The following is a 24,872-nucleotide window of genomic DNA, read 5'->3' as shown; positions in this document are numbered from 1 at the left end:
GGCGGCCCGGTACCGGCAGTCGGGCGGTGGCGGTGCGGCGGTTGGGCGGTGGCGGTTCGGCGGCCCGGTACCGGCAGTCGGGCGGTGGCGGTGCGGCGGTTGGGCGGTGGCGGTTCGGCGGCCCGGTACCGGCAGTCGGGCGGTGGCGGTGCGGTGGCGGCGGTTGGGCGCCGGCGGTTCGGTGGCGGCAGTCGGACGGTGGCGGTGCGGTGGCGGCGGTTGGGCGCCGGCGGTTCGGTGGCGGCGGCCGGGCGGTGCGGTGGTGGCGGCCGGTCGGGGCCGGTGCGGCCGCGCCGCGTCCGTGTCGGGGGCGGGCGGGGCGGGCGCACCGGCGGGCCCGGCCGGTGGTGCGTGCGGTGCAAGCGTGCGTGCGGGTGTGCGTGCGGGTGTGCGGTCGGGTCAGGTGTTCCAGACGCCGGTGGCGGCGGCCTCGCGGGCGAAGTCGCTGAAGTCGCGGGGCTCGCGGCCCAGCGCGCGGCGCACCCCGTCGGACAGGTGGGCGTTGCGGCCGTCGAGGATCATGGTGAACAGGTCGGCGAACTCCCCGGGCAGGCCGGCCCGGGCGAGGACCTCGCGGTACTCCTCGACGGTGACGGCGTTGAAGCGGATCTCGCGTCCGGTGGCCTTGGACAGCTCGGCGGCGACGTCGGCGTAGGAGAGCAGGCGCGGACCGGTCAGCTCGTAGACCTGGCCGTGGTGGCCGTCCTCGGTGAGGGCGGCGGTGGCGACGTCGGCGATGTCGTCGGCGTCGACGAACGGCTCGACGGCGTCACCGGTGGGCAGGGCCAGCTCCCCGGACAGGACCGGGTCGAGGAAGAAGCTCTCGCTGAAGTTCTGGTTGAACCAGGCGCAGCGCACGATGGTCCACTGGGTGCCGGCGTCCTGGACGGCGCGTTCGCCGGCCTCGGCGGCCTCCTCGCCGCGTCCCGACAGCAGGACCAGGCGCTGGACGCCGAGTTCGGCCGCCAGGCGGGACAGGGCGCCCACCGATTCCACGGCGCCGGGGAAGGCGAGGTCGGGGTAGTAGGTGATGTAGGCGGCATCGACGCCGGCCAGGGCGGCGGGCCAGGTCGCGGGCTCGTTCCAGTCGAAGGGCACCGGTGCGGAACGCGAGCCGATCCGGGTGCTGTGGCCGCGCGCCGCCAGGCGCTCGGCCACCCGGCGCCCGGTCTTGCCGGTCCCGCCGATCACCAGGACGGTACGGGCGGGAGTCGGGGAGTTCTGCGGGTTCTGTGTCATGGCAACCAGTCAAATCCACTCTGAGAGGACGGGCCATAGCCGCCGAGCTCAGGTCCATGTCCGTGCGTCTACGGCCCCGCGAGAGGGTGTTCGCCGATGTCGGACGGGGTGCGCCCAAACACGGGCGCCGCGATACGCGCGGTCATGGACGGACGTGCGGCCGGGGCTTCATTCCTGCGATCAAAGCACGGACCGCCCACCGGTGGCAGACCCCCTCCAGCAGGCGTACACCAGCCCTTGAGCAGGCCTTGACCACCCACCCACCCGCCGCACCACCCGCACCACCCGCACCGCCCGCACCCCGAGCACCGGGGCACCGGGGCCGGAGGCCGGGCCGGGCCGGGCCGGGGCCAGGGTGCCGGGGCCGGGGTGCCGGGGCCGGGGTGCCGGGGCCGGGGCCGGGGCCGGGGCCCTGGGGGCAGGGGTGGCGCCCCGGGTGCCGGGGCCAGGGTGGCGGGTGCCAGGGGCGCGCCCCCGGTGCCGGAGCGGGTCCGGGCCGGCGCCCCGGGTGCCGGGGCCGCCAGGGCCGGGGAGCCGGGGCCAGGGCCGGGGACCGGGGCCAGGGGCCGGGGACCGGGGCCAGGGGCCGGGGACCGGGGCCAGGGGCCGGGGACCGGGGCCAGGGGCCAGGGACCGGGGACCGGGGCCAGGGGCCAGGGACCGGGGCCAGGGGCCAGGGGCGCACCCCGGACGGGACACGGCACCGGCACGGCGCGCCCGGACAGCCCGGACAGCGCGGACAGGCCGGGCGCACCCGGACAGGCCCGGCACGGGCACACGCGGGACAGCGGCGGCACGGACAGCACAGCACAGCGCACACGGGCCCGGCACCAGCGGGGGCCCCGCCCGTGCCGGAGGGGCTGTCCGGGGCCGCGGCCCCGGGTTGTCGTGCGCGCGGTGGCGCCGCGCTGCCCGGCTCGGAGGCAGCGCGGCGGCTCTTCCCGGGGCCCGGCCCGGGGTCCGGGGACAGGCCGGGGTACGGAGACGGGGCCGGGGCCCGGAGACGGGGCCGGGGTACGGAGACGGGCCGGGGTACGGAGACGGGCCGGGGTACGGAGACGGGCCGGGGTACGGGGACGGGGCCGGGGTCCGGAGACGAACCGGGGCCCGGAGAAGAGCCGGGGTACGGGAACGGGCCGGGGTACGGGGACGGGGCCGGAGGCGGCCTGCGCTGCGGCGCCGTGCCGGGCCGCCCGGGCCGCCCCTGCCGGAGGCCTGCGGGCCCGGGCTGCGCGGCGCCCGCCCGGGTCGAGCGCCCGCGCGGCAAGCCGCCGCGGACCGGCGGTGAACACCGGCCTGCAGACAGCGGCAGCCGACGTCCGCGGCGATCCGCGCGCGGTGGGCAGTCCGGGCGCGGCAGGCGCCCCCGCCCGCGCCAACCCTCCGGGGTGCCCCCGCCCCACAGGCCCGCAAACCGCTCCCCGGGGCGCCGCTCCAGCCGGGGCGGCGCTGACCGCAGGGCCCGCCGGGGCCGTCGCCGGTGCGGGCGCTGCGGGCGCTGCGGGCGCTACGGGCGCTGCGGGCGCTACGGGCGCTGCGGGCGCTGCGGGCGCTGCGGGCGCTGCGGGCGCTGCGGGCGCTGCGGGCGCTGCGGGCGGTGCGGGCGGTGCGGAACGGTCCACCGTCCGGGCGCCGCGCCGCGATGAGGGCGGCAACGGCCCCGGCCCCGGAGGGCTTTCGGGGCGGCCCCGGGCCCGGGGGGTGCGGACCGGCGCCGTACGGACGGGGGCCTCGCGCGCGTCCCCGGCCGCCTCCGTCCAGGGCACCGGCGAAATCCGGCGCCGTGTCGTCTGCGACCGGCACCGGCGCCCCGGGCACCCGCGGCCGCTCCCCCGCATCCGCTGCGCCGCCGTCATCGCGGCGGGCACCGGCAGGCGGGTTGCGAGGCCCGCAGGGGCGCGTTCTCGCAGGACGGGGCGCAGGCGCCGCTTCGGCGCCCCTGATCCGGATACCCCCGCGTCCTCGACGGGGCCGCGCCTGCCCCGGGGCGGGCGGTGCGGCGCGGACGGCGCCGCAGCCGCTGTCCGGGCCGGCCGCGAAGGTGCCGGCCCCACGGGGGGTGCCTCGGCGAACGAGGGCCGCTCTCCCCCATGGCGCCGAGGGGGGTGCCGGGATGGGGCGGGGTCAGGGCTCGTAGCGGTAGGGGGTGATGGTGGTCAGGGCGGCGAAGCCCAGGCGCTGGAGGATGGGGCGGCTCTGGGAGGAGGCGTCGACCTGCAGGTAGCGGTAGCCGGCGTCCGCGGCGATCCGCGCGCGGTGGGCGATCAGCGCGCGGTAGACGCCCCGTCCGCGCCAGCCCTCCAGGGTGCCCCCGCCCCACAGGCCCGCGAAGCCGGTCCCCGGACGCAGTTCCAGCCGGGCGGCGCTGACCGCCACCTCGTGTCCGTCCTTCCCGGCCAGCGCGAGGTAGGCGCTGTGGACGTCGGGGGCGGCGGTGAGCTGGGTGAGCAGCCGCCGGCGCAGCCGGGAGCCGTCGGTACCGAAGGCCTGCTCGTGGACGGCGACGACCCGGTCGATGCCGGCCTCGTCGGTGACCGCCTCGATCCGTACGCCCTCCAGCGGCGCGGCGGGCGCCAGCGCCGCGATCTCGGCGACCATCAGGGTCTCCGTGTCCTCGGGGGTGAAGCCCGCCGCGCTCAGCCGCGCGGCGAGGTCCACCGGGCGGTCATGGGCGTAGAGGGTCCACTCGAAGTCCTGGCCCAGTGCGGTGTAGTGGCGGATCTGCTCGGCGATCGCCGCGTCCGCCGCGTCCTCGTCGAGGTCGCTGAACAGGACGCCGTTCCAGGCGCTGGGCGAACCGCTCTGGCGCACCACGCCGGGCGTGTGCTCGATCCGGGTGTCCGGGGCGTCGGCACGGGCCCCGCGCCGTATCCGCCGGTCGTACAGGGCCAGCAACTCTTCATGATCCATCCTGCCACTCCACCATCCCCCGCACCCCCCGGGCAACCGCATTCCCCCGGCCACGACACCACCCCCCACCCCCCACCAGGCACCAGGCACCAGGCGCAGCCGGGGCGCACCGGCAGACGCACACCGGGCACCGGAACGTACCGCCGGGGCGCACCGGGCACCGGCTGCGGGGACGTCATTGGGGCTTGATCGCCCAGCAGTACGACCAGCTCGTGAAGGACACCACCGCGTTGCGGCTGGGCACGGCGGAGGCCGGGCAGGTGCTGCGGCGCTCCGCCCGGGGCGGCCGGAAGCACCCGGCGTTCCAGGCGGTCGGGGAGCTGGGGCGGGCGGCGCGTACGGCGTTCGTCTGCGACCGCCTGGCGGGCGGGGGCCTGCGCCGGGAGGTCGACGAGCCACTGCAAGTGGTGGAGAACGGGAACCCGGCGAACAGGGGCCTGTTCCACGGCAAGGACGGCGGTCCCACCGGCGAGGACCGGGAGAGCACGGGGGTCGGCATGCCCGGGCTGCACCTGCTTCAGTCCGCGCTGGTCCACGTCACCGCCCTGCCGATCCAGCAGGTCCCGGCCGGACCGGAATGGGCCGACCGGCCCACCGGCGCCGACCGGCGCGGCCTGTCCGCGCTGTTGTGGACCCACGTGAACCCGTAGGCCGGTTCGAGCCCGACATGAACAGCCGCCTGGGCCTGGCCCCGGCCCGCGCCGCCGCCGTGCCCGCGCCGCGTACCCCCGAGGGCGGACCGGCCACCACCCCGGTATGAGGGGCCGGCCCAGCCGTGCCGGGAACGACGGTGCCGGTCCGCACGGGCGCCGACACCGCCCGGGCCCGGATCCCCTCGGCGGAAACTCGAATGCGGATGCCGCGGTCGCACTTTAGGCTGCGCCCCCGGGGGGTCGACGCCCCGTATCGACCGTCAGTGGATCGGAGAAGCACAGGGTATGACCAGTCAACTGTTCGCGATCTGCTTCAATGCGACCCGGCCGTCGGACCTGGCACGGTTCTGGTCCGGGGTCCTGGGCTGGGAGCCGGCCGGCGGTCCGGACGACGACGTCGCGATCCTGCCCCCCGATGCCGCCGGGTTCCGTATCCGTTTCCTGCCGAGCCAGGAGCCGAAGACCGGCCGGAACCGGGCACACTTCGACCTGACGAGCACCTCCGCGGAAGACCAGCAACACACAGTGGCCAGGGCGCTGGAACTCGGCGGCGAGCACATCGACGTGGGCCAGCTCCCGGAAGAGGGGCACGTGGTGCTCGCCGATCCGGACGGCAACGAGTTCTGCGTCATCGGGGCCGGCAACAGGTTCCTCGCCGACACCGGTTTCATCGGCGCGCTGGCCTGCGACGGGACCCGGGAAGTCGGCTACTTCTGGAGCGAGGCGCTGCGGTGGCCGCTGGTCTGGGACCAGGACCAGGAGACCGCAATCCAATCGCCGAACGGCGGTACGAAGATCACGTGGGGCGGTCCCCCGGTGGCGTCGAAGACGGGCCCGAACAGGCTGCATTTCGAGCTGGCACTGCCCGCCGGCGCCGACCGGGAGGCGGAAGTCGACCGCCTTGTCTCGCTCGGCGCGAGGCGCACCGGCAACGGTGAAGGCGGCCGGGTGCTGATGCTCGACCCCGACGGCAACGAGTTCTCCGTACAGACATCCCGGTAGGAGACGGCTCCCGGGCGGGCTGTGTGTCACAGGCGGCCGCCTGTGACACAGTCCGCCGTCCGGAGGCCCACGTGCGGCGATCATGCTTCATGAGCTGCCGCGACCGGCGAGGCCCTCGAGATCACCGCCACCGGGCAGTGGCGCCCCTCGGGAAGACGCCTACACCGTCGGACCGGACGGATGCACCGGCCCCGCCGTCTGCTCCCAGGACCCCGGCCAGCCGCACGGCATCTGCCGCACCGCACACGCCGGCCTCATCGCCGTGACCGGCAACGGCCATCCCTTCGCCGCCGGCGCACAGCACACCCTCCACCACACCGGCCCCCCGGGCGGGCCGTGCCTGAGGGGCAGCGACACCGCACCGGGCGCCAACACCGGCGAGATGGAGGCCGCCGTCAGACACCCCACCGACAGCCGGCCCCCGCCACCCCCGGCACACCCCCTGACCCGCAGACCGGCAGCCGGCCGCCCTGCCGGCCGAACCCCACCCCCACCCGCGACCCACCCCCGGGCGCGGGCGCCGGATGCACACGGCCGACAAGCGGCCGCCGGCGGGCGCACGGCCCGCCCCAGCCGCCCCGGCCGCCCCGGCGCCCGCGCCACAGCCGACCGGGTCGACGGGCCGCGTGTCCGAAAGGGCTCCCCCGCTGGCCCCGCGCCGGAGCCCGGACCACCCCGTGCCGGCCGCCGCCACCCGCCGGCGGGTCAAGCGGGCCCAGACCGGGACCTCCGCCGAACGGGACGCCGCAGCCGATGAAACCCACCGGCCACGAGGCCCGGCGCCCTAGACCGCGTGCGTCAACCCCTGCGCGAACTCCCGTGCCGCCGCGAGGTCGCCCGCGTCCGGCCGCCCCTTGCGGATCCCGCCGACCAGCCTGAACGGCGCCCACGTATCGAACCCGCGACACGAGAACGTCCCCGCCACCTCGAAACCCCTGCCCGTCAACAACCGCTCCATCGGCGCGAACCGGGGCCCGGGCAGACCACTGGTCGCGAACACGAACGCCCGCCCCCGCCCCTGCTGCCGCGGGAGCGAGGACACGAACCCCCGCAGACGCGGATGGAAGCGCTGCGAGAAGATCCCCGACCCGAACCCCACCAGGTCATACCCCTCCACACCGCCGGCCTCCTCCGGCTCCACCACCACCGCCCCCAACACCTCCCCCATCACCTCGGCGACCCTGCGCGTGTTCCCATGCGACACCGACGCACAAACGATCAAAGCCCCGCCCACCACAAACCCCCTCCACCGACACCCCGCCCGAACACACCCCGACCACCCAACCCCACACCCACCCGGCCCATCCCACAAGACCACCCCCGTCCCGCGCACAGACACCACCCCCCAACCCACCCCGGCCCCACCCGCAAAAAAGACGGGGCCGCCCCGCCCGCCGCCAGAAAACACCGCCCCGGACAACGCTCCCAACGGCACAACCCGACCCAGGCCAACCCGCCCAAGACCGCCCCCGCCCCCACCGGCCGCCGGCCGCCGCAAGACCGCCCCCCGCGCCGCCACCGGGGACCAACGACCCGGTGAACGCCCCCCGGACACCCGCCCACCACACCGCCGAGCACGAAGACGCCCAACCGCCCAACGGCCCGCCCACCGCCGGCGCCGATCCGAACAAGGCCCCCGGGCCGATGCCCCCCACCCACCCGATCCACACCGAAGAAGACCGCGCACCCCGCACGGGCCGGCCCCCGACCGCCCCCACCGCCGCATGCCCGCCTGCCTGTTGAAGCGCTCAGCCGCGTACAGACGAACGCGGCTCGGCGCGATGAAGGCCTCACAGCGGCCGCCCTCAGCCCTCCCGGCCGCCGGCCGGTGCGTTCGGCCGCCGCCACCCGCCCTCCGGGCCGCCCCGTGCGGCCAGCCGAAGCGCAACCCCCCGCCCGCCCACTGCGGCGACCAGCCACCGGGCGAGGGCAGCCCCCTGCGGCCAACAGCCACCACCGCGCCGGACCACACCGCGCCGTCCACATCCCGCCGTCCGCATCGCGGAAGCCGATCACCGACCACATCGCGCAGCCCCAGCCGTAGAACGGCACAACACCCGCAGGCACCCGCCCGCCGGGATCCGGCCCGTTCCCGCAGGGCACTGCGGCGTGCCCCCGCCACGACCCCACAACGACCGGCAGGACCCCGTCGGCCGGGCCGAAGCCGCCGCTGGACACCCCGGCGTCCAGACGCCGGACAAGCACGGGCACGGTCAACCCGACGACACGCTCCGCCCCGGCAACCGCCTCCGACGGAGCCGGCACAGGCGCCCGCCGCACCCCGGCGATCCTTCGGCAGACCTCCATGGTCCCGCCACCGGCCACCCGGTGACCGCATGAGCCGGCTCGGACAGTTCAAGCCGCCCCTCCAACGCGAGGGACCCACACGCACGCCACGCCGCCCCATGCCGCACCCACCCGCCCACACACACCACAAAACTGACCAGGGGCTGTCCGGCGGATCATCTCGGGCTGGTGCAGGCAGCCCGGTACGGCCGAGCTGTCGTGGGCCGCAGCAGTCACGCGAACGACGGCCACCGGTCGGCGGCCCACTCCCGCCAGTCGACCCACCCGGGCGGCGGGCCGGCGCCCCTGCGGCCCTCCAGCTCCGCCGCGCCGGGCTCCTCGAAATGCGCGCGCCCGTGCAGGATGTCGGCCTCGGACATCGGCAACGTCTCCTCGGGGGTGGTCGCCCAGCGGTGGGCGATACGGGTGCGTTGGGTCTCCTCGTCCACCGGCAGGTAGACCATGCGGAAGCACGCCCCCTCGGCCTCCACCAGCCAGCGGATCGCGGACCGTTCGTCCCGTGACCAGCAGCCGTAGTCCACGACGACGTCGGTGCCCAGTCTGACCGCCTCCAGGGCGAGCCAGAGCATGCGCCCCTCCAGCACATCGCGCTTCCCGCCCGCCTCCGCCTCACCGAACAGGGGAATCATCCAGTCGTCGGGCGTCAGACGCAGCGCGCCGTGCTCTGCGGCGAGCTGCCGAGCCCGTGTGGTCTTCCCGGCCCCTGGCAGGCCGACCATCAGGAACAACGTGGTCACCCCCAGATCGTGGCAGGGAAGCGAATCAGGAAGCCACCGCTTTACCCGCCCGGTCACGGGCTGAGCCACAGGCGGAGGGACGCCACGGTGACAGTGCCGTGGAAGACGTAGGCCCGCCTGCCGTAGCGCGTAGCCGCGGCGCGGAGGTGCTTGAGCCGCCCCGACCGTGCGCTCGACCTCGTTGCGGCGCTTGTACCCCTCCTCGTCAAAGCCCGCCGGCCGGCCGGCCTCCCCGGCCCCCTCGGCCCCCCCGGCCCCCTCGGCGCCTGCGGTCGGCTCCCTGGTCCTTCGGTTCCGGGACGGTGTGTTCGATCCGGCGTCTGCGTAGGCGGCGGCGACTACGGCGGGAGCTGTACGCCTTATCGCCGCCCAAGCGGTCGGGACGAGCGCGTGGACGCCCACCGCCGAGGCGCTCTACCCGGATGCGCTCGAGGACGGGGATCAGCTGCGGACCGTCGCCCCACCGACCAGGAGTGACCAGCAGCGCCGGAGGGCGCAGACCACCTTCCCCGGCAAGGTGGCCCGCGGAGGTCGGACCGCCCCTCGAACGGCCGGGCCCCTCGCCGGGGCGGTGCTGCCGAGGTGTTGACCTCCGCTCGGGAACTCACGGCGTCCTGCGCGGAGCTCCGCCAGCGTGCTGACGGGCTCGGCACGAGGCGGAGTCCACGCTCACCGTGCTCCAGTCGATCCGGCCCCGGGCGTCGGCATCGGTCTGGACGGCTTGCACGATCCGATCCCAGGTGCCGCCCGCCGACCACCGGCGGTGACGCCCACAGACCGTTTCCCAGCTCCCGAACCGGTTCGGCAGATCCCGCCAAGGGACCCCTGTACGGATCCGGAACAAGATCCCGTTGATCACTGTTCGGTGGTCACTCCAACACCCGCCCCGGCCTCCGGACTTCGGCAGATGGGACGCAAGTCGCGCCCACCCGTCATTCGTCAGACCACCCCGCCCCACAAACCGAACAATGACCCCCACACGAGGCGACCGTCACATGATCCGCCGGACAGGACCTGGACGTCACCCGCGCCCCGACACCCGACCCAACGACCGGCCGCCGACCCCCGCCGAGGGCGCCGTACCGCACCCGCCAGCCCGAACCCCGCCACCAAGGACACACCACCCACCCGGCCGCACCACACCCGGAAGAACACCAACCAACCAACAACCGGAATCCAACTCGACAGGCACTCGAGAAAACCCGGCCCACACCCCCCAGCGGGCTAAGGTGCGACGCGTCCCACCCCACACCCCAACCACCCACCCACACACCCGAACCCGCACACCCGAACCAACCCAAAAAGCCCCCCACCCCCTCCCCACCCCGGCCCGCGGCCCCCGCCGCAAAACACCCACCCCCCAGCCCACACCCCGCACAAGCAACACCCCGACACCGCACAGACAAAACACCGGCACGGGCACACACAACACACGGGCAACAAACGACCACAAACACCCGCACGGACACAACACGCGCAGACACAAACCTCAAACACAAAAACAGCACAACACAAAAACACCCACAGCCAACCCGCACCCGGAGAAACCAACCAAAAACAAACCCCAAAGGAGAACAACCATGGAAATACGGGTCCTAGGCCCACTCACCGCCACCATCAACGGCACGACCATCGTCCCCACCGCCGGCAAACAACGCCAAATACTCGCCCTACTCGCCCTCAACCCCGGCCGCATCATCCCCACCAGCACCCTCATGGAAGAAATCTGGGCCAACCAACCCCCCAAACGCGCCCTCACCACCATCCAAACCTACATCCTCCACCTCCGCCGACACCTCCACCACGCCACCCAACACCACCCCCACCACCCCACCCCCAAACAAATCCTCACCACCACCCACCGCGGCTACCTCCTCAACACCCCCCCACACACCACCGACGCCCACGAATACCACCGCCTCACCACCCTCGGCCAACACGCCTACGACCAGGGCAACACCGAACAAGCCGCCCACACCCTGCGCCAAGCCCTCAACCTCTGGCACGGCCCCCCACTCATCGACGTCCCCCACGGACCCATCCTCACCATCGAAACCCTCCGCCTCGAAGAAACCCACCTCCAAACCCTCGAACGCCGCATCGACGCCGACCTCCACCTCGGCCGCCACACCCACCTCCTCCCCGAACTCACCGACCTCACCGCCCGCCACCCCCACCACGAAGGCCTCCACTCCCAAGCCATGCTCGCCCTCTACCGATCCGGCCGCCAAACCACCGCCCTCACCACCTACCACCGCCTCCGCCACCACCTCAACCACGAACTCGGCATCGAACCCACCCCCCACCTCCAACGCCTCCACCACGCCATCCTCACCACCGACCCCAACCTCCACACCACCACCCACACCACCACCCACACCTACAACCTCTACGCCGCCTAACACCCCACCACCAACACACACAACACCAGCACCAGCCCAACCCCGGCACCACACCCCGCACCAACCAACCAAAACCAGACCCCCCCCCCGCCACCACCCACAAACCCCTACCCCGCACCACCCCCGAAAGGAGAAACCATGCACCCCGACAACAAACCCGTCGCCCTCATCACCGGAGCCACCCGCGGCATCGGACTCGCCGTCGCCCGCGAACTCGGCCGACGCGGACACCGCATCTTCATCTGCGCCCGCACCCCCGAAACCGTCACCACCACCATCAACCAACTCCGCAACGAAGGCCACGACGCCCACGGCACCACCGCCGACGTCCGCTCCCACACCTCCGTCACCGCCCTCATCACCACCACCACCCAACAACTCGGCCCCATCAGCGTCCTCGTCAACAACGCCGGCCGCAGCGGCGGCGGCATCACCGCCGACACCGACGACGAACTCTGGTACGACGTCATCGACACCAACCTCAACAGCGTCTTCCTCGTCACCCGCGAAACCCTCAAACACGGCGGCATCACCCAAACCCCCACCGGCCGCATCATCAACATCGCCTCCACCGCCGGCAAACAAGGCGTCCTCCTCGGCGCCCCCTACACCGCCAGCAAACACGGCGTCGTCGGCTTCACCAAAGCCCTCGGCAAAGAACTCGCCCCCACCGGCATCACCGTCAACGCCGTCTGCCCCGGCTACGTCGAAACACCCCAAGCCACCCTCGTCCACCAAGGCTGGGCCCAAGCCTTCCACACCACCCCCAACCACATCCGCCAACAATTCGAATCCCGCATCCCCCTCGGCCGCTACACCACCCCCGAAGAAGTCGCCTCCCTCGTCGGCTACCTCACCACCCCCACCGCCGCCAGCATCACCGCCCAAGCCCTCAACGTCTGCGGCGGACTAGGAACCCCATGAACACCCACCACCACCACAACCAACGCCGAAAGCAGAGGCGCCCCCCGCAACCCGCCCACCACGACGACACCCCAACAGACCAATGACGCACCGACAGTTCGCCGGCAAGCCGGTCACCGTGGTGGTCAGCGCCACCACCCCAGGCCCCTCCTGCCTACCGGCCCCCCGCCCCCCGCGGCCTCTGAACACCGCCGCCGTGAACGCGGCCCTCGCCCACGCCGCCACCCGCCGCGCCACCCAACCACCTATCAGCACGGGCAGGCCTTCCAACAACCCGGCTCCCACCAAGGGCAGTTACCCCGACGCCCGGCGATGCGAGTTCGTCCTGCTGGAGCTACGCCACCCCCGCCACCACCGGGCGCTCGCCGCCGCCCTGCACACCGTCGCCACCACTCAGCCCGACAGCGCGCGCGACAACCCCTCAGATGCGTCGGCGTCCCTGCTCTGGGAACGCCACATCGACAGCACCACCGAGCTCGACCAGGCCCTCGCCGACCTCGGACGCAGCCTCACCCCGAACACCGGAACACGCATGCGGGCCCTGCTCATCCACGAGCACCGCTCCCCCGCGACCACCACCCAGCGCCTCTTCCTCGCCCTCGCCACCCATCCCGCCACCGACATCGACATCGACATCGAAGCCAGCGCCAACGCCGGTACCAGCTCCGCATCCTGGCAACAACTGCTCACCGACATCGAGGACGCTCTCGACACCGAACTCGCCGCCGCCACCCTGCGCCCCAGCCCCGCACAGCTGGAACTGCTCAGCACCAGCAACGAACCCCGCAGCGAGAGCCGACACGTCGAACAGCTCACCTTCGACTGGCACGGACCGCTCGACGCCCAACGCTTCACCACCGCCTGGCAGTCCGTCTACCAACACGAGACCGTCCTACGCGCCGCATTCGACTGGACCCGCGACACCGACACCCCGCCACCGCGCCCCGACGACGCCTGGATCGTCCTCCACGAACACGCCGAACCGGACATCACCCATCATCTCCACGGCGCCCTCGGTTGGAACGAGCTGCTCGAAGCCGACCTTCGCCGGGGCTTCGACCTCCGCCAACCCGCTCTTCTCCGCACCACCCTGCTCCACCCACCCGCCGGCCAACCCACCACCGACGATGCTCCCCCCACCCGCATCCTTCTCACCTACCACCACACGATGATCGACAACTGGAGCGCCCACCTGCTCCTACGCGCCTTCCACCGTGCGTACCACAACCACGGCACGCTCCCCGGCGGCGAGCGGCGTCCGGACATCCGCGACCACGCCCGCTGGCTCGCCACCCAGACCACCGCCGCCGCCCACCACTACTGGTCCCACACCCCACCCCCAACCACCGTCCACCCCATCAGGCACCACGCCGCCACCGCCACCACCGGAGCCGGCACCGGACCCATCCGCCAACGCCAACACCTCAGCCCCTACGAAGCCATCAAGCTCCGTCACTGGGCCGCTACTTGGGGAAGCGCCGAAAGCACCGCCCTCCAAGCCGCCTGGGCCCTCCTCCTCCACCACGCAGCGCAGCCCGACCCCCCGGCACCTCCGCGACCCACCCACGTCGGCTTCGCCATCACCACCACCGGACGCACCATCCCGCTCCCCGGCATCGAGCACCTCCCCGGCCCCCTCCAGACGCACCACCCCATCACCGTCGCCATCCACCCCACCACCACCATTCCCCAACTCCTCCGCACCCTGCGCGACACCGTGCTCGACCTCACCCCCTACGAATGGACCACCGCCCAGCAAGCCCACCACCACAACCCCGTCCACCTCCAGCCCCAGACCCTCATCACCCACCACCACCCGCCGCCCGCCGCCCATGAGGCCCACAGCCACGGCATCCACACCACCACGCCCCAACCGGTCGGCACCTTCACCGGCTACCCCCTCACCCTCACCACCCATCACGACACCCACGGCACCCTCACCGTCACCGCCACCTACGACCGCGCCCACCACACCCGCCACACCACAGCCCGACTCCTCACCCACTACACCAACCTCCTGCGCGCGTTCCCCCACCACACCAACCCCGCCACCACCATCACCGCCCTCCTCCAGACCACCCCGCCACCACCCGCCACCGACTGACCCGCCGAGCAACCACCCCGCAGCGACCTGGCAGCCGTCCCCGGACGGCTTTGACGACGTACCGCATGCCGTCTCCGCAGTGACCTGGGGCAGTCCTCCGAGCCTGCCCCGCATGCCGCGGCGCCGAGGGGCCCAGGCGTTCAAGGGTCGACCCACGCATGCCCGCTCACAGCCGCCAGCCGCATTCCCTCGGGTCGCCCACCGCCCTGGAGCGGTCAGGGGCATCTCCAGCAGCAGACCGAGCAGCGCCCGCGCGGCACGTTCGGCGACATCGCAGCCGAACCACGTCGTCCCGTACCCGGTGAAGATGACCCGGCCGTACGGGCCATGGGCGTTGGCCTCGTGAGTGACCCTCCCGCGCGCGAACGGCCGTCAGGACCGCTGGACTCCACGACCCACACGTCGTCGGTCCGCAATGTGGTGTCGACCGCCGACACGCGCGTGACGCGCCGGACAAGCTCGCCAGCCTTGCACAGCCGCCTGTTGTAGCCGGGTTGCTGGGGAAGATAGGGAAAACAGACGCCTCGGATGGGCGCGGGCGTGCCGCAGCCACCGCGCCGCGGGGGTGAAGCCGAGCTTCGCTTGCATCATCGCCAAGGCCACCAGCTCCGCGTCGCTGAGCCGCGGCGCGATATACCCACAGTCGGCCGCCACGGGGCGAGCTGCGGGAAATCCTTCGGAAGATCGCCGGTCTTGACGTAGCGCGCGGCCGCGAGGGAGCCCAACTCCCTTCTCACACACTGATGTTGGAACCCCTCGTCTCCGAGTGCAGGCCATCCCTGAGTCCGACCCTATTCGCCGGTCACGACCAGATTCGTCTCGTCGGCAGGCTTGTCCCAGACGAGCGAATAGCGCCACAGCAGATGGCGGCGGAAGTGGCTCCCGGGCAGTAGCCGGATCGCTTGCGCGCGAACCTCGCCCCACGTCATGGTCGGCATCTGGACGGGCATGCCGTCCGGGTCGGTCTTGCCCCCGTGGCGGCGGGCATTGAGTCGGGCGGCCGGGACTCCCGCGCCGCTGATGATCCAGTCCAGCGCCGTCCGGTTTCGGGCCAAGCCAACAATCACCAGACGTCCACCAGGCGCAAGCAGGCGAACCATGGCCTTGACCGCCCGCTCGAACTCGACGTGATGGACCACTGCTACGGCACTGACGAAGTCATATGCACCGGCCGGCAGGCCACACGAAGCCCCGTCGAGGAAGTCCGCCTCGGAGAAGCTCACCCTGCTCAGACCTGCGCTGCGTTCACGAGCCAGACGGATCATCTCGCCGGAGCTGTCCACACCGGTCACCGACTGCGCCCGCTGGGCCAGCTTGCGGACCAGCAGTCCCTCGCCGCACCCAACATCCAATGCTGTACGGCAACCCTCCGGGACGGCGTCGAGCACGAGCGGGTGGTAGTGGACGTTGTGGTTCCAGTAGCCCAGGGTCATCGCTCCACCGTATGCCGCGCCATGTCCGCGCCGACCACCTATGGCCACTGAACCTCTTGGAACGATCGCTTAGGGACTGCACAGTTCAGCCTCCAGCAGGTAATGTTCAACAACCCTGATGACCTATTACCTGGAGTCGAGGACGCTGAGAGCCGTCATGCCCCACCTCATCCCAGCCACCAGCCCCCAACGGGCGCTCGCCGCCTCGAACTTCGTCTACACGGTCGGCAGCGGGATGTACCTGACCGCCGGCGTGCTGTACTTCACCCAGGCCGTCCACCTCCCGGCAGACCAGGTCGGGATCGGGTTGGCCATCGCCGGATCACTCTCGCTCGCCGTGGGGATCGCGGTCGGACACCTGGCCGACCGATGCGGACCACGGGGCGCCTACGTCGTCACCGTGCTCGTCCAGGCGCTGGCCACGGCCGCATTCGTCCTGGCGGACGACTTCTGGCTGTTCGTCCTCGCCGTATCCGCGGCCACCGGCGCGAAGGCCGCCGGGTTGGCCGCCCGCTCCCCGCTCATCCGGCACTACGGCGGCGACCGGCCACAGGAGTTCCGCGGCTACCTGCGCGCCGTCTCCAACATCGGCATCTCGCTGGGAGCGCTGCTGGCGGGTTGGGCCGTCCAGGTCGGCACGCAGTCCGCCTACCAACTGCTGGTTGTGGGCAATGCGTTCGCCCTTGTCGCCTCCGCTGCCGTCCTGGTCCGGCTGCCCGCGGTCCGACCCCGGCCCGCTCCCGGGGGGCCGCGCTGGGGCGCACTTCGCGACCGGCCCTACCTGCTGCTCACCACCCTCGACGGCATCATGGCCATCCAGTTCAAGGTGCTCACCATCGCCATCCCGCTCTGGCTCGTCGCGGCCACCACGGCCCCGCCCTGGCTGATCTCGGGCACCATGCTCACCAACACGGTCATCGTCATCGCGCTGCAGGTACGAGTCAGCCGCGGCATCGACTCCGCCCCCGCTGGAGCCCGTGCCTACCGCCGGGCAGGCGGCGCCTTCCTCCTCTCGTGCGCGCTGATCTCGCTCTCCGCGGGGATACCGGCCTGGGCCGCCGCAACCCTGCTGATCACCGCGGTACTGGTCCACACCGTCGGCGAACTCTGGCACTCCGCCGCCGGGTTCGAGGTGTCGTTCGCCCTGGCCCCGGAGCACGCCACCGGGCAGTACCTCGGCGTCTTCGGCCTCGGGGCCGGCCTGGCCGAGGCCGTCGGGCCCACCCTCATCATCTCCCTGTGCATCACCTGGGGCCGTCCTGGCTGGTATGTCCTGGGGATCCTGTTCGCGTTGACCGGCCTCGCCGCACCGCTCGCCGTCAAACGGGCGCACCGGCAGCAACCGCAGCCCGACCTCGCCCCGGTGACCGTCTAGGACGCGCCCCCTCGGCCAACTGCCCTGCCACAACCGACGGCCGGCCACCTGGCGCCGCGCGCCCAGCCGGGCTGCGGTCGGCATGACCGCAGCCCGGCTCCGATCAGGCGGACCAGTCAGGCGGACCGGTCCGCGGCCAGCTGCGCCGCCAACGCCGGTATCCCCAGGGCCTGTTCCTGCTGCGGTGTCGCCTGGTAGAGCAGGTTCTGCAACTGGTAGGGGTCGGCGACCAGGTCGTAGTACTCGCGGAACTTCACCTGACCGGTGCCGGACACCGTGCCGTCGGCATCGGTGTGCAGCTGGTAATACTCGGTGTACTGCTTGTCCTTGGCAACGTAGCTGGACCAGGTCGGGGGGCCGCCGGCCGCCGTGCCCTGCTTCCACCACTCGACCAGCAGGTGGTCGCGACTGTGGGTGGAGAACAGCGAGTTGCCGTCCTGCGGGGTGTCCGGCGTGATGCCGGCCGCGTCCAGGATGGTCGGGGCGATGTCGATGTTGGCGACGATCCGGTGGTCGACCGTACCCGCGCCGTAGCCGCCGGCCGGCCACGAGAGGTAGAACGGCACCTCGTGGGCCGGGGAGTAGGGCACGCCCTTCCTGAGCCAGCCGTGGTCGGCCCAGGTATAGCCGTTGTCCCCGATGTAGATGACCAGGGTGTTGTCGAGCTGCCCGAGCGCCACCAGCTTGTCGCGGATGGCCTGGACCGCGTCGTCGACGGAGAGCAGGGACCGCAGCTGCCGGGTGCGCAGCGCCTTGGCATCGGCCAGGGTGGCGGTGGCGTCCTGGATGTAGCCCGGCTTGTCGCTTCGGTCGTCCTCCGTCACGGACGGGCGCCCGTTCCAGGCGGGCACCACCGTGTCGGCGTACTTGGCCGCCGGCACGTTCGGCTCGTGCGAGGCGTACGGTGTGACGTAGGCGAACCACGGCCGGCTGTCGGTGGCGGACCGGTCCAGGAAGTCCAGGGTCCGGGTCTTGATGATGTTGGTGGTGTAGCCGCTGATCGTCTGGACCGTGCCGTTCACGTTCCAGTTGGCGTTGTTGAACCCGGGCTGGAGCAGCGCCCACTCCTCGAAGTGCGGCGGATTGTCGGCCAGCGTCCAGGAGTTGAGGTACTTGCCGAACAGCCCGGTGCGGTAGCCGGCCTGCTTGAGGTATCGCTGCACGGTGGTGTTCTGGTCCAGGCTGTGCGAGGCCCCGTTGTTGCGCACACCGTGGTTGTGGGCGAACCGGCCCGAGAAGACCGACGACCGCGAGGGCGCGCAAAGCGGCGTGGCGACATGGCCGTTGGTGAACTTCACGCCCTGGCCGGCGATCCAGTCGATGGTCTTCTGAATGGCCCAGTCGGTCTGCTTGGGCTGGTCGTCGGTGACGATCAGCAGGATGTTCGGACGGGACGCGCCCGCGGCCGAGGCGGTCCCGGCGGAGGCGAGTTGAACTCCCACGGGGACGGCGGTGGCCGCGGCCACCGCCGCCGCTCCCGCGAGGAACCCCCGTCGGCCCACCTGCTGTGACCGGCTCTCGCCTGTCGATTCGCTCATCGAAATTCCCTCCGCGCATTCGGTGTTCACGGAATTCCATTCACGGCGCCTAATCCCGCGACGCGGCGCCGCACAGCGGATTCCCGAATCGGGTCGGTGACACGAAAGACCGGCGGGGGATCCACGTACTCCTACGCCACGGAAAGCACGCACGGACGCGTCGATTCACCGGTGATTCGCGTGATAGGAAACGGGGGCCACACCGAGGGCTCACCACCGACGCCGTGCGGGCACCCCAACGGAACTCGGCGGACGCAGCTCGGACCACCACCCTCAACGGGGCGGGCGCCGGCCGTCCGTCACGCCGGGCCGGCGGTACAGAGGGCGCTCGCCAGCCGCCCGAAATCGACGTGAAGGCGAGCAGCCAGGATCTCTTCGGCTGCCATGCGAGTGACCTTAGGGGCTACCCAAAGGCACTGGCAATACCTCTGGGTAATTGTTGCGGCGGTATTGCCGATGCCGCGGGGGCGATTAGTACTCCGGCTGTAGATCGTGATCTTCATGGTTGTTGGGTGGCTTGTCGCTGGTAGTGGCTGGTGCGCGAGCGTGCTTGGTGCTGGCGGCGCCATGCGGACCAGTGCAGGCGGTGGGCGAGGTCGCGGGCCGGTGCGAGCAGGGCTGCGAACAGTCTTTGGATCTCGTTGCAGGTCAGCAGGCTGAGCTCGGGGGTCGTGGTGGTCGTGGCCCGTTCGATGGCGGCTGTGACGGCGAGGAAAGCGTGCGCGAGCACGGCCAGGGTGGTCCAGCGGTGCCAGGAGACCCAGCGGCGGACCTGGCGCTCGTCCAGTCCGGCCAGGCTCTTCGCGGCTTGGAAGGTCTCCTCGACTGTCCACCGGCGGCCGGCCACCTTGACCAGTGCGGTCAGGGGGACGGGGCGGGGTGAGTAGCAGCGGTAGTAGGCGAGTTCGCCGGTGCGTCGGTTGCGTCGCACGAGCAGCCACCGATGCCCCGAGGTGCCGCTCGGGCTGGTGATCTCGACCTGGGCCCAGTCATAGAAGCGGTGGCCCTTGGCTCCGGCTCCCGCCGACAGCCGCTGCCAGGCTTTCTTCGGCAGGCCGTGGGCCAGCACGCCAGCCGGGAAGATGCCCGCGTGGGTGGGGACGGGCCGTTTGCGCGAGATGGCCAGGACGTAGCCGATCTGACGCTGTTCCAGGTCGGCGCTCAGGTGCGGGTCGCCGCCGTAGACCTCATCACCGGTGACCCACCTGGCCCGGACTCCGGCGGCCAGGGCCTGGGCGATCATCTCGGTGGCCAGGGCGGGCTTGGCCGCGAACCTCAGGTCGTCGGGGATGCCGACCAAGCGGCACCGCTGCGGGTCCTGAGTCCAGGACCGTGGGATGTAGAGGCGGCGGTCGATGGCGGCGTGCCCGGCCGCACTCGCGTAGACGAGGTAGACGGCGACCTGGGAGTTCTCGATCCGGCCCGCGGTTCCGGTGTACTGGCGCTGGACCCCGACGCTCGCGGTGCCCTTCTTCAGGTCCCCGGTCTCGTCGACGACCAGTACGGCGTCCTCGTCGCCGAGGTGCTCGACTACGAAATCCCGTATGTCGTCACGCACTCGGTCGGCATCCCAGCGGGCCCGGCTGAGCAGGTGCTGCATGCCGGCCGGGCCGGCGTTACCGGCGTGCTCGGCGATCGTCCAGCAGTTCTTCCTTGGCAGGTCCGCGAGCAGCCCCAGTACGAACGCCCTTGCTCGGCGGCGGGGTTCCACCCGGGCGAACCGGCCCGCCACCTTGCCCATCAGGCCCTCGAATACCGATTGCCACCGAGCAGGATCTACGCTGTGGCCCACGGCCACCGGCTGAGCTTCGTTTGTCGACACAACTCACGATGATCAACGGTGGCCGTCCTCATCGGAGACCAACCTCACTCAGCACGATCAAGGCCAGCGTCAGACCGGCTGTCCGCAGTCAGAGGGTGGCAGCACGCAGCACGATCAGGGCGACGGAGGCCATAGTGAGGACCACCGCCGGAGACGCGCCCTTGCGGTCGCCGACGCGCAGGTGGAAGGCGACCGCCCCAGCGAAATAGAGCGTCAGGCCGATCGCGGCGGCGATTCCGACGGGTCCCCACCAGAGTCCGGCGATCACACCGGCCGCGCCCGCGATCTGAGCGCCAATCAGGAAAGCCATCATGCTCTGCGGCACTCCGAGGGTGGACATCTGCTCGGTGATGTGCCGCGTCCGCAGAGACTTGGCCCCGGCCGATACCAGGAGAAGCGCCGACATGAACACGGTGACGACGGCAAGGGAGACGAACATGGCTGAAACCTCAATCGTGCGAGATGCGAGTAACGGGGCGTGCGCACCTCGATGACGATAGGCGGCCGATAGGTACCTCCAGGTAACGTTCGGGCATGAGCCTGCGACCCGGAATTTCCTTCCTCGCCGACTGTCCCGCTCTCCTGGCCATGGAGATCATCGCCAGCAAGTGGTCCATGGTCACGCTCTTCGCGCTGACCGACGGCCCGTTGCGCCACGGCGAGCTGGTCGAGCTGAGCGGTGGCATTTCGCGCAAGGTACTGACCCAGACGTTGCGCCGGCTCCAAGCCAACGGGCTCGTCGAGCGGCACGCGTACGCCGAGGCGCCGCCGCGCGTGGAGTACTGCCTGACCGATCTCGGGCGAACCCTGGAGGAGCCCATCAGGATGCTCACCGCATGGGCGCGGGAGAACGGCGAGGCGGTCGTCACCTTCCGGGAAGCAGCCGAGGCGGCCAGGACCATCGAGGCGGATCAGGCGACCCCGGTGAAGACCCCCCATGTTGATGAGAACCCGAGCCGTTTCTGATCAACGGATGAGCCACCCACGATCGACGACGGGCGGCGGCAACGACAGGTCGCTCCGCAACAGTGATCAAGAACTACAGCTGGAGTATTAGCCCCGATCTTTCGTGACGGTCCGTCGGGTTGTCCGGCAGGCCGCTTCGGCCTGCCGGAACAAGGGTGGACATGCCCGTGGCCCGGCTGTTGCGCCGGGTGGGCGTCGGGTTCCACGACTCCGGAGGCGTACGGCCGCTCGTCGGAGTGGTCGTTGGTGTCGGTCGGGGTTGGGCAGGGCTTGCGGGCGTTCGAACGCGGTGGTGATCACGCTGGTGCTCCACGGCACGGCTCATTCGATATCGCGGTGTCGAGTCCGGACCTGCGGAACGCCTCCGCCGGCAACACCCCGCCGCCTGGGAGACCACGCCGTTACCGACCACCCGTCGGACAGCCCGCTTCATGAGGCGCGGGGCCGACAGCCTGCCCTACACGGTGACCGGGTCGCTGGACCGCGGCGGGGTGCCCTCGCCATAGCGCTCCAGATGTCCCTAAAGAAACTCGGCGAAGTACTGGTGACTGTACGCATTGAACGCAGCCCTGACAGGCTTCGTGTTGGCGAGAATCCTGCACGCGTCAACACTCATGGCCGCGTCGTCCACGGTGTGGGCGGCAGCATGACTCCACTCATGGATCAGAATCCCGAACTTCGAATTCGGGGCCGTATACAGGGGGCGCCCCCAGAAAGACTGACACAGGTAGACCAGCCGCGAGTTGTCGAATGTGTAGGCATTGAAGTTAGGCTGACATAGCGGCCCCCCACTGAGGACATAGGTCTGAACCGGGAAAGTGGGGAAGTTCATGATCGACCTGATCACCGCGAAGTCGTTTCTGACGATGTCGAAGGTCATTATCGGGGCAAAGATCGGGTCGATTTTTACGTTGTTGCCGAACCAGGTGCGGTAGAGCAGGCTGGAGTAACCGCCGATCGCCAGTTGATCCACCGCCTGCCCCACCTTGAAGACCGCATGCGCATGGGCAGTCCGCACTTCCGCCTGCTGAGCCGGGGTACCACCCGTCAGCCACGGCTGGAAGATCTCCCGGGCCAACCGGCCCGGCGGCTCGTTCGCCAGCTCGGCCATCCGTGCCGCCTGCCCAAGAGTCATCCTCGGCGGATCGCCGGCTTCGACCGTGAAGGTCACACTGACTCGTTCGAGGTCCCGCGGCTGGTGGACCCTGGGAGTGGCCGCAGCCTCCCGCGAGGCGGAGTAGGCGTCGTGCAGTGCGGTGTCCAATGTGACCGTGTACTCGCCGGGCAGCTGGATGGCATAGAGCTTCGAGATGTCCACCTCGCCCGAGCGGGCCTCGCCCGACGCAAGGCTGATGTAGTCTTCCTCGCTCGCGTCACTGCGACTGACCAGCGGCCCGTCGTACCGGACTTCACTTCCCTCGTGGTTGACCGAGAGGAAATCGAGTGGTTGATCCTGGAGCGGCGTATCCCCGGGCAGAATGCGATAGGTTTCATCGCTTGAGTTCAAAATCTCGAAGACTATCGTGATCCGCTCTCCGGTCCGGTAGTGCGGCTGGGCACGCAGAGTGCACTCGAAGGGCTGGTTCTCTAACATTGAAGCGCCTCGCATTCGTGCCGGATTCAATGCGATGTCGGAGGTCTTGATTTTGCCCCTACAACCCATTAGACACCTGGCTCCGCCGCGCTTCCTGTCGGGCGCCGACCCCCGGATTCACCACGATTTCTCGCCCCCTGGCGTCGCTGGACGACGCAACAAGGCGTCCGACGACAGGGAAACGGTGGAAACGCGCCCTCGGAGCGGACCCGCGCGAGCGCCGCGGCGCCGGCCGACGCACCGGGCTTGACCGGCAGGAGGTCAAGCCACCTCAAACCGAACCAATCTGCTCACAGCGCTACTGAAGCCACCCCCGCTCGGGCCGCTGGTGACAGGTCAGGCCGAGGATCCGACGCCCCTCCCGACGCCGGTAACCGCCCGACCGCACCGCCCACCACCCCTCGCCGCCACCGCCTTCGGCTTATTGCACAATGTAGGCAAGTGCTAGCGATATGCAATAGGGATGGCCAAGGGTGAAGGTGGTGGGATCGCCGGTAGTGCTGGGTATCGAGTCGTCCTGTGACGAGACCGGCGCCGGACTCGTGCAGGACGGGCGGCTGCTCGGGCAGGCGGTGGCGTCGAGCATGGACGAGCACGCCCGGTTCGGCGGGGTGGTGCCGGAGATCGCCGCCCGTGCGCACGTGCATGCCGCGGCGCCCGTGGTCCGTGAGGCGTTGGAGCGGGCAGGCCTGACTCTGGCCGATGTCGGTGCCGTCGCCGTCACCACCGGGCCGGGCCTCGCCGGTGCGCTCCAGGTCGGGGTGGCGGCGGCGAAGGGCTACGCGTTCTCGCTCGGCGTGCCGCTCTACGGGGTGCACCACCTGGCCGGGCACGTCGCCGCCGCCACGCTCGACGGCGGACCGCTGCCGAACCCGTGCGTGGTGCTGATCGTCTCCGGCGGGCACACCTCGCTGCTGCTGGTCCGCGACCTCGCCCGGGACCGGATCGTCCACCTCGGCGACACCCTGGACGACGCGGCCGGCGAGTGCTTCGACAAGGTCGCCCGGATCCTCCACCTGCCCTACCCGGGCGGGCCCGCGATCGACCGCGCCGCCCTCGACGGCGACCCGCGCGCCGTCCGGCTCCCGCGCCCGCTCACCGGCCCCAAGGACGACCCGTACGCGTTCTCCTTCTCCGGGCTGAAGACCGCCGCCGCCCGCTGGGTCGAGGCGCACCGGGCCGCCGGCGCCGAGCCGAACATCCCGGATGCGGCCGCCGCCCTCCAGGAGGCCGTCGCCGACGTCCTGACCCGCAAGGCCGTCCGCGCCTGCACCGACCACGGCATCTCCACCCTGGTCGTGGTCGGCGGTGTGGCCGCCAACTCCCGGGTGCGGGCGCTGGCCGAGCGGCGCTGCGCCTCGGCCGGGATCACCCTGCGGGTGCCGCCGCTGCGGCTGTGCACCGACAACGGCGCCATGATCGCCGCCATCGGCGACCTCCTCGCCCGCTCGGGTGCGGAACCGGCGCCGCTCGACGTGGCCGTCGATCCGTCCGCACCGCTGGAGTACGCGGCGCTCACCCCGCTCCCCCACCGCGGCGCGGCGTGAGCACCGGCGACCACGAAGGCGCCGGCACCGGAAAGCACGAAGGCACCGGAAAGCACTCCTCACCCCGTCACACGGCGGAGCGCGACAGCCGATAGTCGTCGACGGTCATGGAGTTGTGGAGACGCGCCGTCCTGGTGGCGGGCCGGAACAGGTCGACCGCGTGGCCGCGGGTCCTGCGCACGGTCGGCGCGCGCTCGACGACGGTGGCGGAGAAGCCGTGCCTGGTGAGCCAGTACGCCAGCACCGGGCCGGCGACGCCGGCGCCGGAGACGAGGATCCGCACGGCACCCCTCCCTGTCATTCGGTCCACCTGTACGCC

17 protein-coding genes and 2 pseudogenes are annotated in these 24,872 nt (G+C 71.6%); 8 read left to right on the top strand and 11 right to left on the bottom strand.

The features are described from left to right. Positions 1–399: 399 nt before the first annotated feature. Positions 400–1,239, bottom strand: a complete 840-nt coding sequence (locus tag ACGFZP_RS20605) for an NmrA family NAD(P)-binding protein (RefSeq protein WP_392934842.1) — start codon at positions 1,237–1,239, stop codon at positions 400–402. A 2,124-nt stretch (positions 1,240–3,363) separates the two neighbouring features. Then, complete coding sequence (locus tag ACGFZP_RS20600) at positions 3,364–4,149, bottom strand: GNAT family N-acetyltransferase (protein WP_392934840.1); 786 nt, start codon at positions 4,147–4,149, stop codon at positions 3,364–3,366. Positions 4,150–4,334: 185 nt separating this feature from the next. Here ACGFZP_RS20600 and ACGFZP_RS20595 point away from each other — a divergent pair, with 185 nt between their 5' ends. Both ACGFZP_RS20595 and ACGFZP_RS20590 read left to right on the top strand, forming a co-directional pair. Next, complete coding sequence (locus ACGFZP_RS20595; protein WP_392934837.1) at positions 4,335–4,799, top strand: Tn3 family transposase; 465 nt, start codon at positions 4,335–4,337, stop codon at positions 4,797–4,799. Between the two features lie 288 nt (positions 4,800–5,087). Beyond that, positions 5,088–5,804 (top strand): VOC family protein, encoded by a 717-nt coding sequence (locus ACGFZP_RS20590; protein ID WP_392934834.1) that lies wholly within the window; start codon positions 5,088–5,090, stop codon positions 5,802–5,804. Positions 5,805–6,588: 784 nt separating this feature from the next. On the opposite strand, the gene ACGFZP_RS20585 is transcribed toward ACGFZP_RS20590, so the two are convergent. From ACGFZP_RS20585 to ACGFZP_RS20575, 3 genes and pseudogenes are all read right to left on the bottom strand, one after another. Continuing rightward, positions 6,589–6,972 (bottom strand): flavodoxin, encoded by a 384-nt coding sequence (locus ACGFZP_RS20585; RefSeq protein ID WP_392935529.1) that lies wholly within the window; start codon positions 6,970–6,972, stop codon positions 6,589–6,591. A gap of 1,351 nt (positions 6,973–8,323) precedes the next feature. After that, complete coding sequence (locus ACGFZP_RS20580) at positions 8,324–8,848, bottom strand: AAA family ATPase (protein ID WP_392934831.1); 525 nt, start codon at positions 8,846–8,848, stop codon at positions 8,324–8,326. A 53-nt stretch (positions 8,849–8,901) separates the two neighbouring features. Beyond that, positions 8,902–9,806 (bottom strand): annotated as a pseudogene (locus ACGFZP_RS20575) (IS5 family transposase). A 622-nt stretch (positions 9,807–10,428) separates the two neighbouring features. Between ACGFZP_RS20575 and ACGFZP_RS20570 the strand changes: the two are divergent. From ACGFZP_RS20570 to ACGFZP_RS20560, 3 genes are all read left to right on the top strand, one after another. Beyond that, complete coding sequence (locus ACGFZP_RS20570) at positions 10,429–11,250, top strand: BTAD domain-containing putative transcriptional regulator (RefSeq protein ID WP_392934828.1); 822 nt, start codon at positions 10,429–10,431, stop codon at positions 11,248–11,250. A gap of 138 nt (positions 11,251–11,388) precedes the next feature. Continuing rightward, positions 11,389–12,174, top strand: coding sequence for a 3-oxoacyl-ACP reductase FabG (gene fabG / locus ACGFZP_RS20565; RefSeq protein ID WP_392934825.1), 786 nt, complete (start codon positions 11,389–11,391; stop codon positions 12,172–12,174). Positions 12,175–12,370: 196 nt separating this feature from the next. Continuing rightward, on the top strand, positions 12,371–14,278 hold the full coding sequence (locus ACGFZP_RS20560) for a condensation domain-containing protein (RefSeq protein WP_392934823.1): 1,908 nt from the start codon (positions 12,371–12,373) through the stop codon (positions 14,276–14,278). A gap of 791 nt (positions 14,279–15,069) precedes the next feature. On the opposite strand, the gene ACGFZP_RS20555 is transcribed toward ACGFZP_RS20560, so the two are convergent. Continuing rightward, the gene (locus ACGFZP_RS20555; protein ID WP_392934820.1) at positions 15,070–15,711 is read right to left on the bottom strand and encodes a class I SAM-dependent methyltransferase; all 642 of its coding nucleotides are present in this window, start codon (positions 15,709–15,711) and stop codon (positions 15,070–15,072) included. A 118-nt stretch (positions 15,712–15,829) separates the two neighbouring features. On the opposite strand from ACGFZP_RS20555, the gene ACGFZP_RS20550 reads away from it, so the two are divergent. Next, a complete protein-coding gene (locus ACGFZP_RS20550) occupies positions 15,830–17,086 on the top strand; it encodes an MFS transporter (protein ID WP_392934817.1) in 1,257 nt (418 codons plus the stop codon). 116 nt (positions 17,087–17,202) lie between these two features. Here ACGFZP_RS20550 and ACGFZP_RS20545 read toward each other — a convergent pair whose 3' ends face one another. From ACGFZP_RS20545 to ACGFZP_RS20535, 3 genes are all read right to left on the bottom strand, one after another. After that, positions 17,203–18,624 carry a sulfatase gene (locus ACGFZP_RS20545; protein ID WP_392934814.1) on the bottom strand — a complete coding sequence of 474 codons (1,422 nt, stop codon included), beginning with the start codon at positions 18,622–18,624 and terminating at the stop codon, positions 17,203–17,205. A gap of 499 nt (positions 18,625–19,123) precedes the next feature. After that, positions 19,124–20,365, bottom strand: coding sequence for an IS701 family transposase (locus tag ACGFZP_RS20540; protein WP_392934812.1), 1,242 nt, complete (start codon positions 20,363–20,365; stop codon positions 19,124–19,126). A gap of 169 nt (positions 20,366–20,534) precedes the next feature. Further along, the gene (locus tag ACGFZP_RS20535) at positions 20,535–20,885 is read right to left on the bottom strand and encodes a DoxX family protein (RefSeq protein ID WP_263101148.1); all 351 of its coding nucleotides are present in this window, start codon (positions 20,883–20,885) and stop codon (positions 20,535–20,537) included. Positions 20,886–20,980: 95 nt separating this feature from the next. Here ACGFZP_RS20535 and ACGFZP_RS20530 point away from each other — a divergent pair, with 95 nt between their 5' ends. Next, positions 20,981–21,412 (top strand): winged helix-turn-helix transcriptional regulator, encoded by a 432-nt coding sequence (locus ACGFZP_RS20530; protein ID WP_392934809.1) that lies wholly within the window; start codon positions 20,981–20,983, stop codon positions 21,410–21,412. A gap of 520 nt (positions 21,413–21,932) precedes the next feature. Here ACGFZP_RS20530 and ACGFZP_RS20525 read toward each other — a convergent pair. After that, positions 21,933–23,006, bottom strand: a complete 1,074-nt coding sequence (locus tag ACGFZP_RS20525; protein ID WP_392934806.1) for a M35 family metallopeptidase — start codon at positions 23,004–23,006, stop codon at positions 21,933–21,935. Between the two features lie 482 nt (positions 23,007–23,488). On the opposite strand from ACGFZP_RS20525, the gene tsaD reads away from it, so the two are divergent. Then, positions 23,489–24,553 carry a tRNA (adenosine(37)-N6)-threonylcarbamoyltransferase complex transferase subunit TsaD gene (gene tsaD / locus ACGFZP_RS20520; protein ID WP_392934804.1) on the top strand — a complete coding sequence of 355 codons (1,065 nt, stop codon included), beginning with the start codon at positions 23,489–23,491 and terminating at the stop codon, positions 24,551–24,553. A gap of 136 nt (positions 24,554–24,689) precedes the next feature. Here the strand turns inward: tsaD and ACGFZP_RS20515 are convergent. Continuing rightward, positions 24,690–24,854: pseudogene (locus ACGFZP_RS20515) on the bottom strand (NAD(P)-binding protein); the annotation flags it as partial. Positions 24,855–24,872 lie beyond the last annotated feature (18 nt).

Origin of the sequence: Kitasatospora sp. NPDC048239, from assembly GCF_043202015.1 — a bacterium.
Lineage (GTDB): Bacteria > Actinomycetota > Actinomycetes > Streptomycetales > Streptomycetaceae > Kitasatospora.
This window is presented reverse-complemented; position numbering and strand designations above follow the sequence as displayed.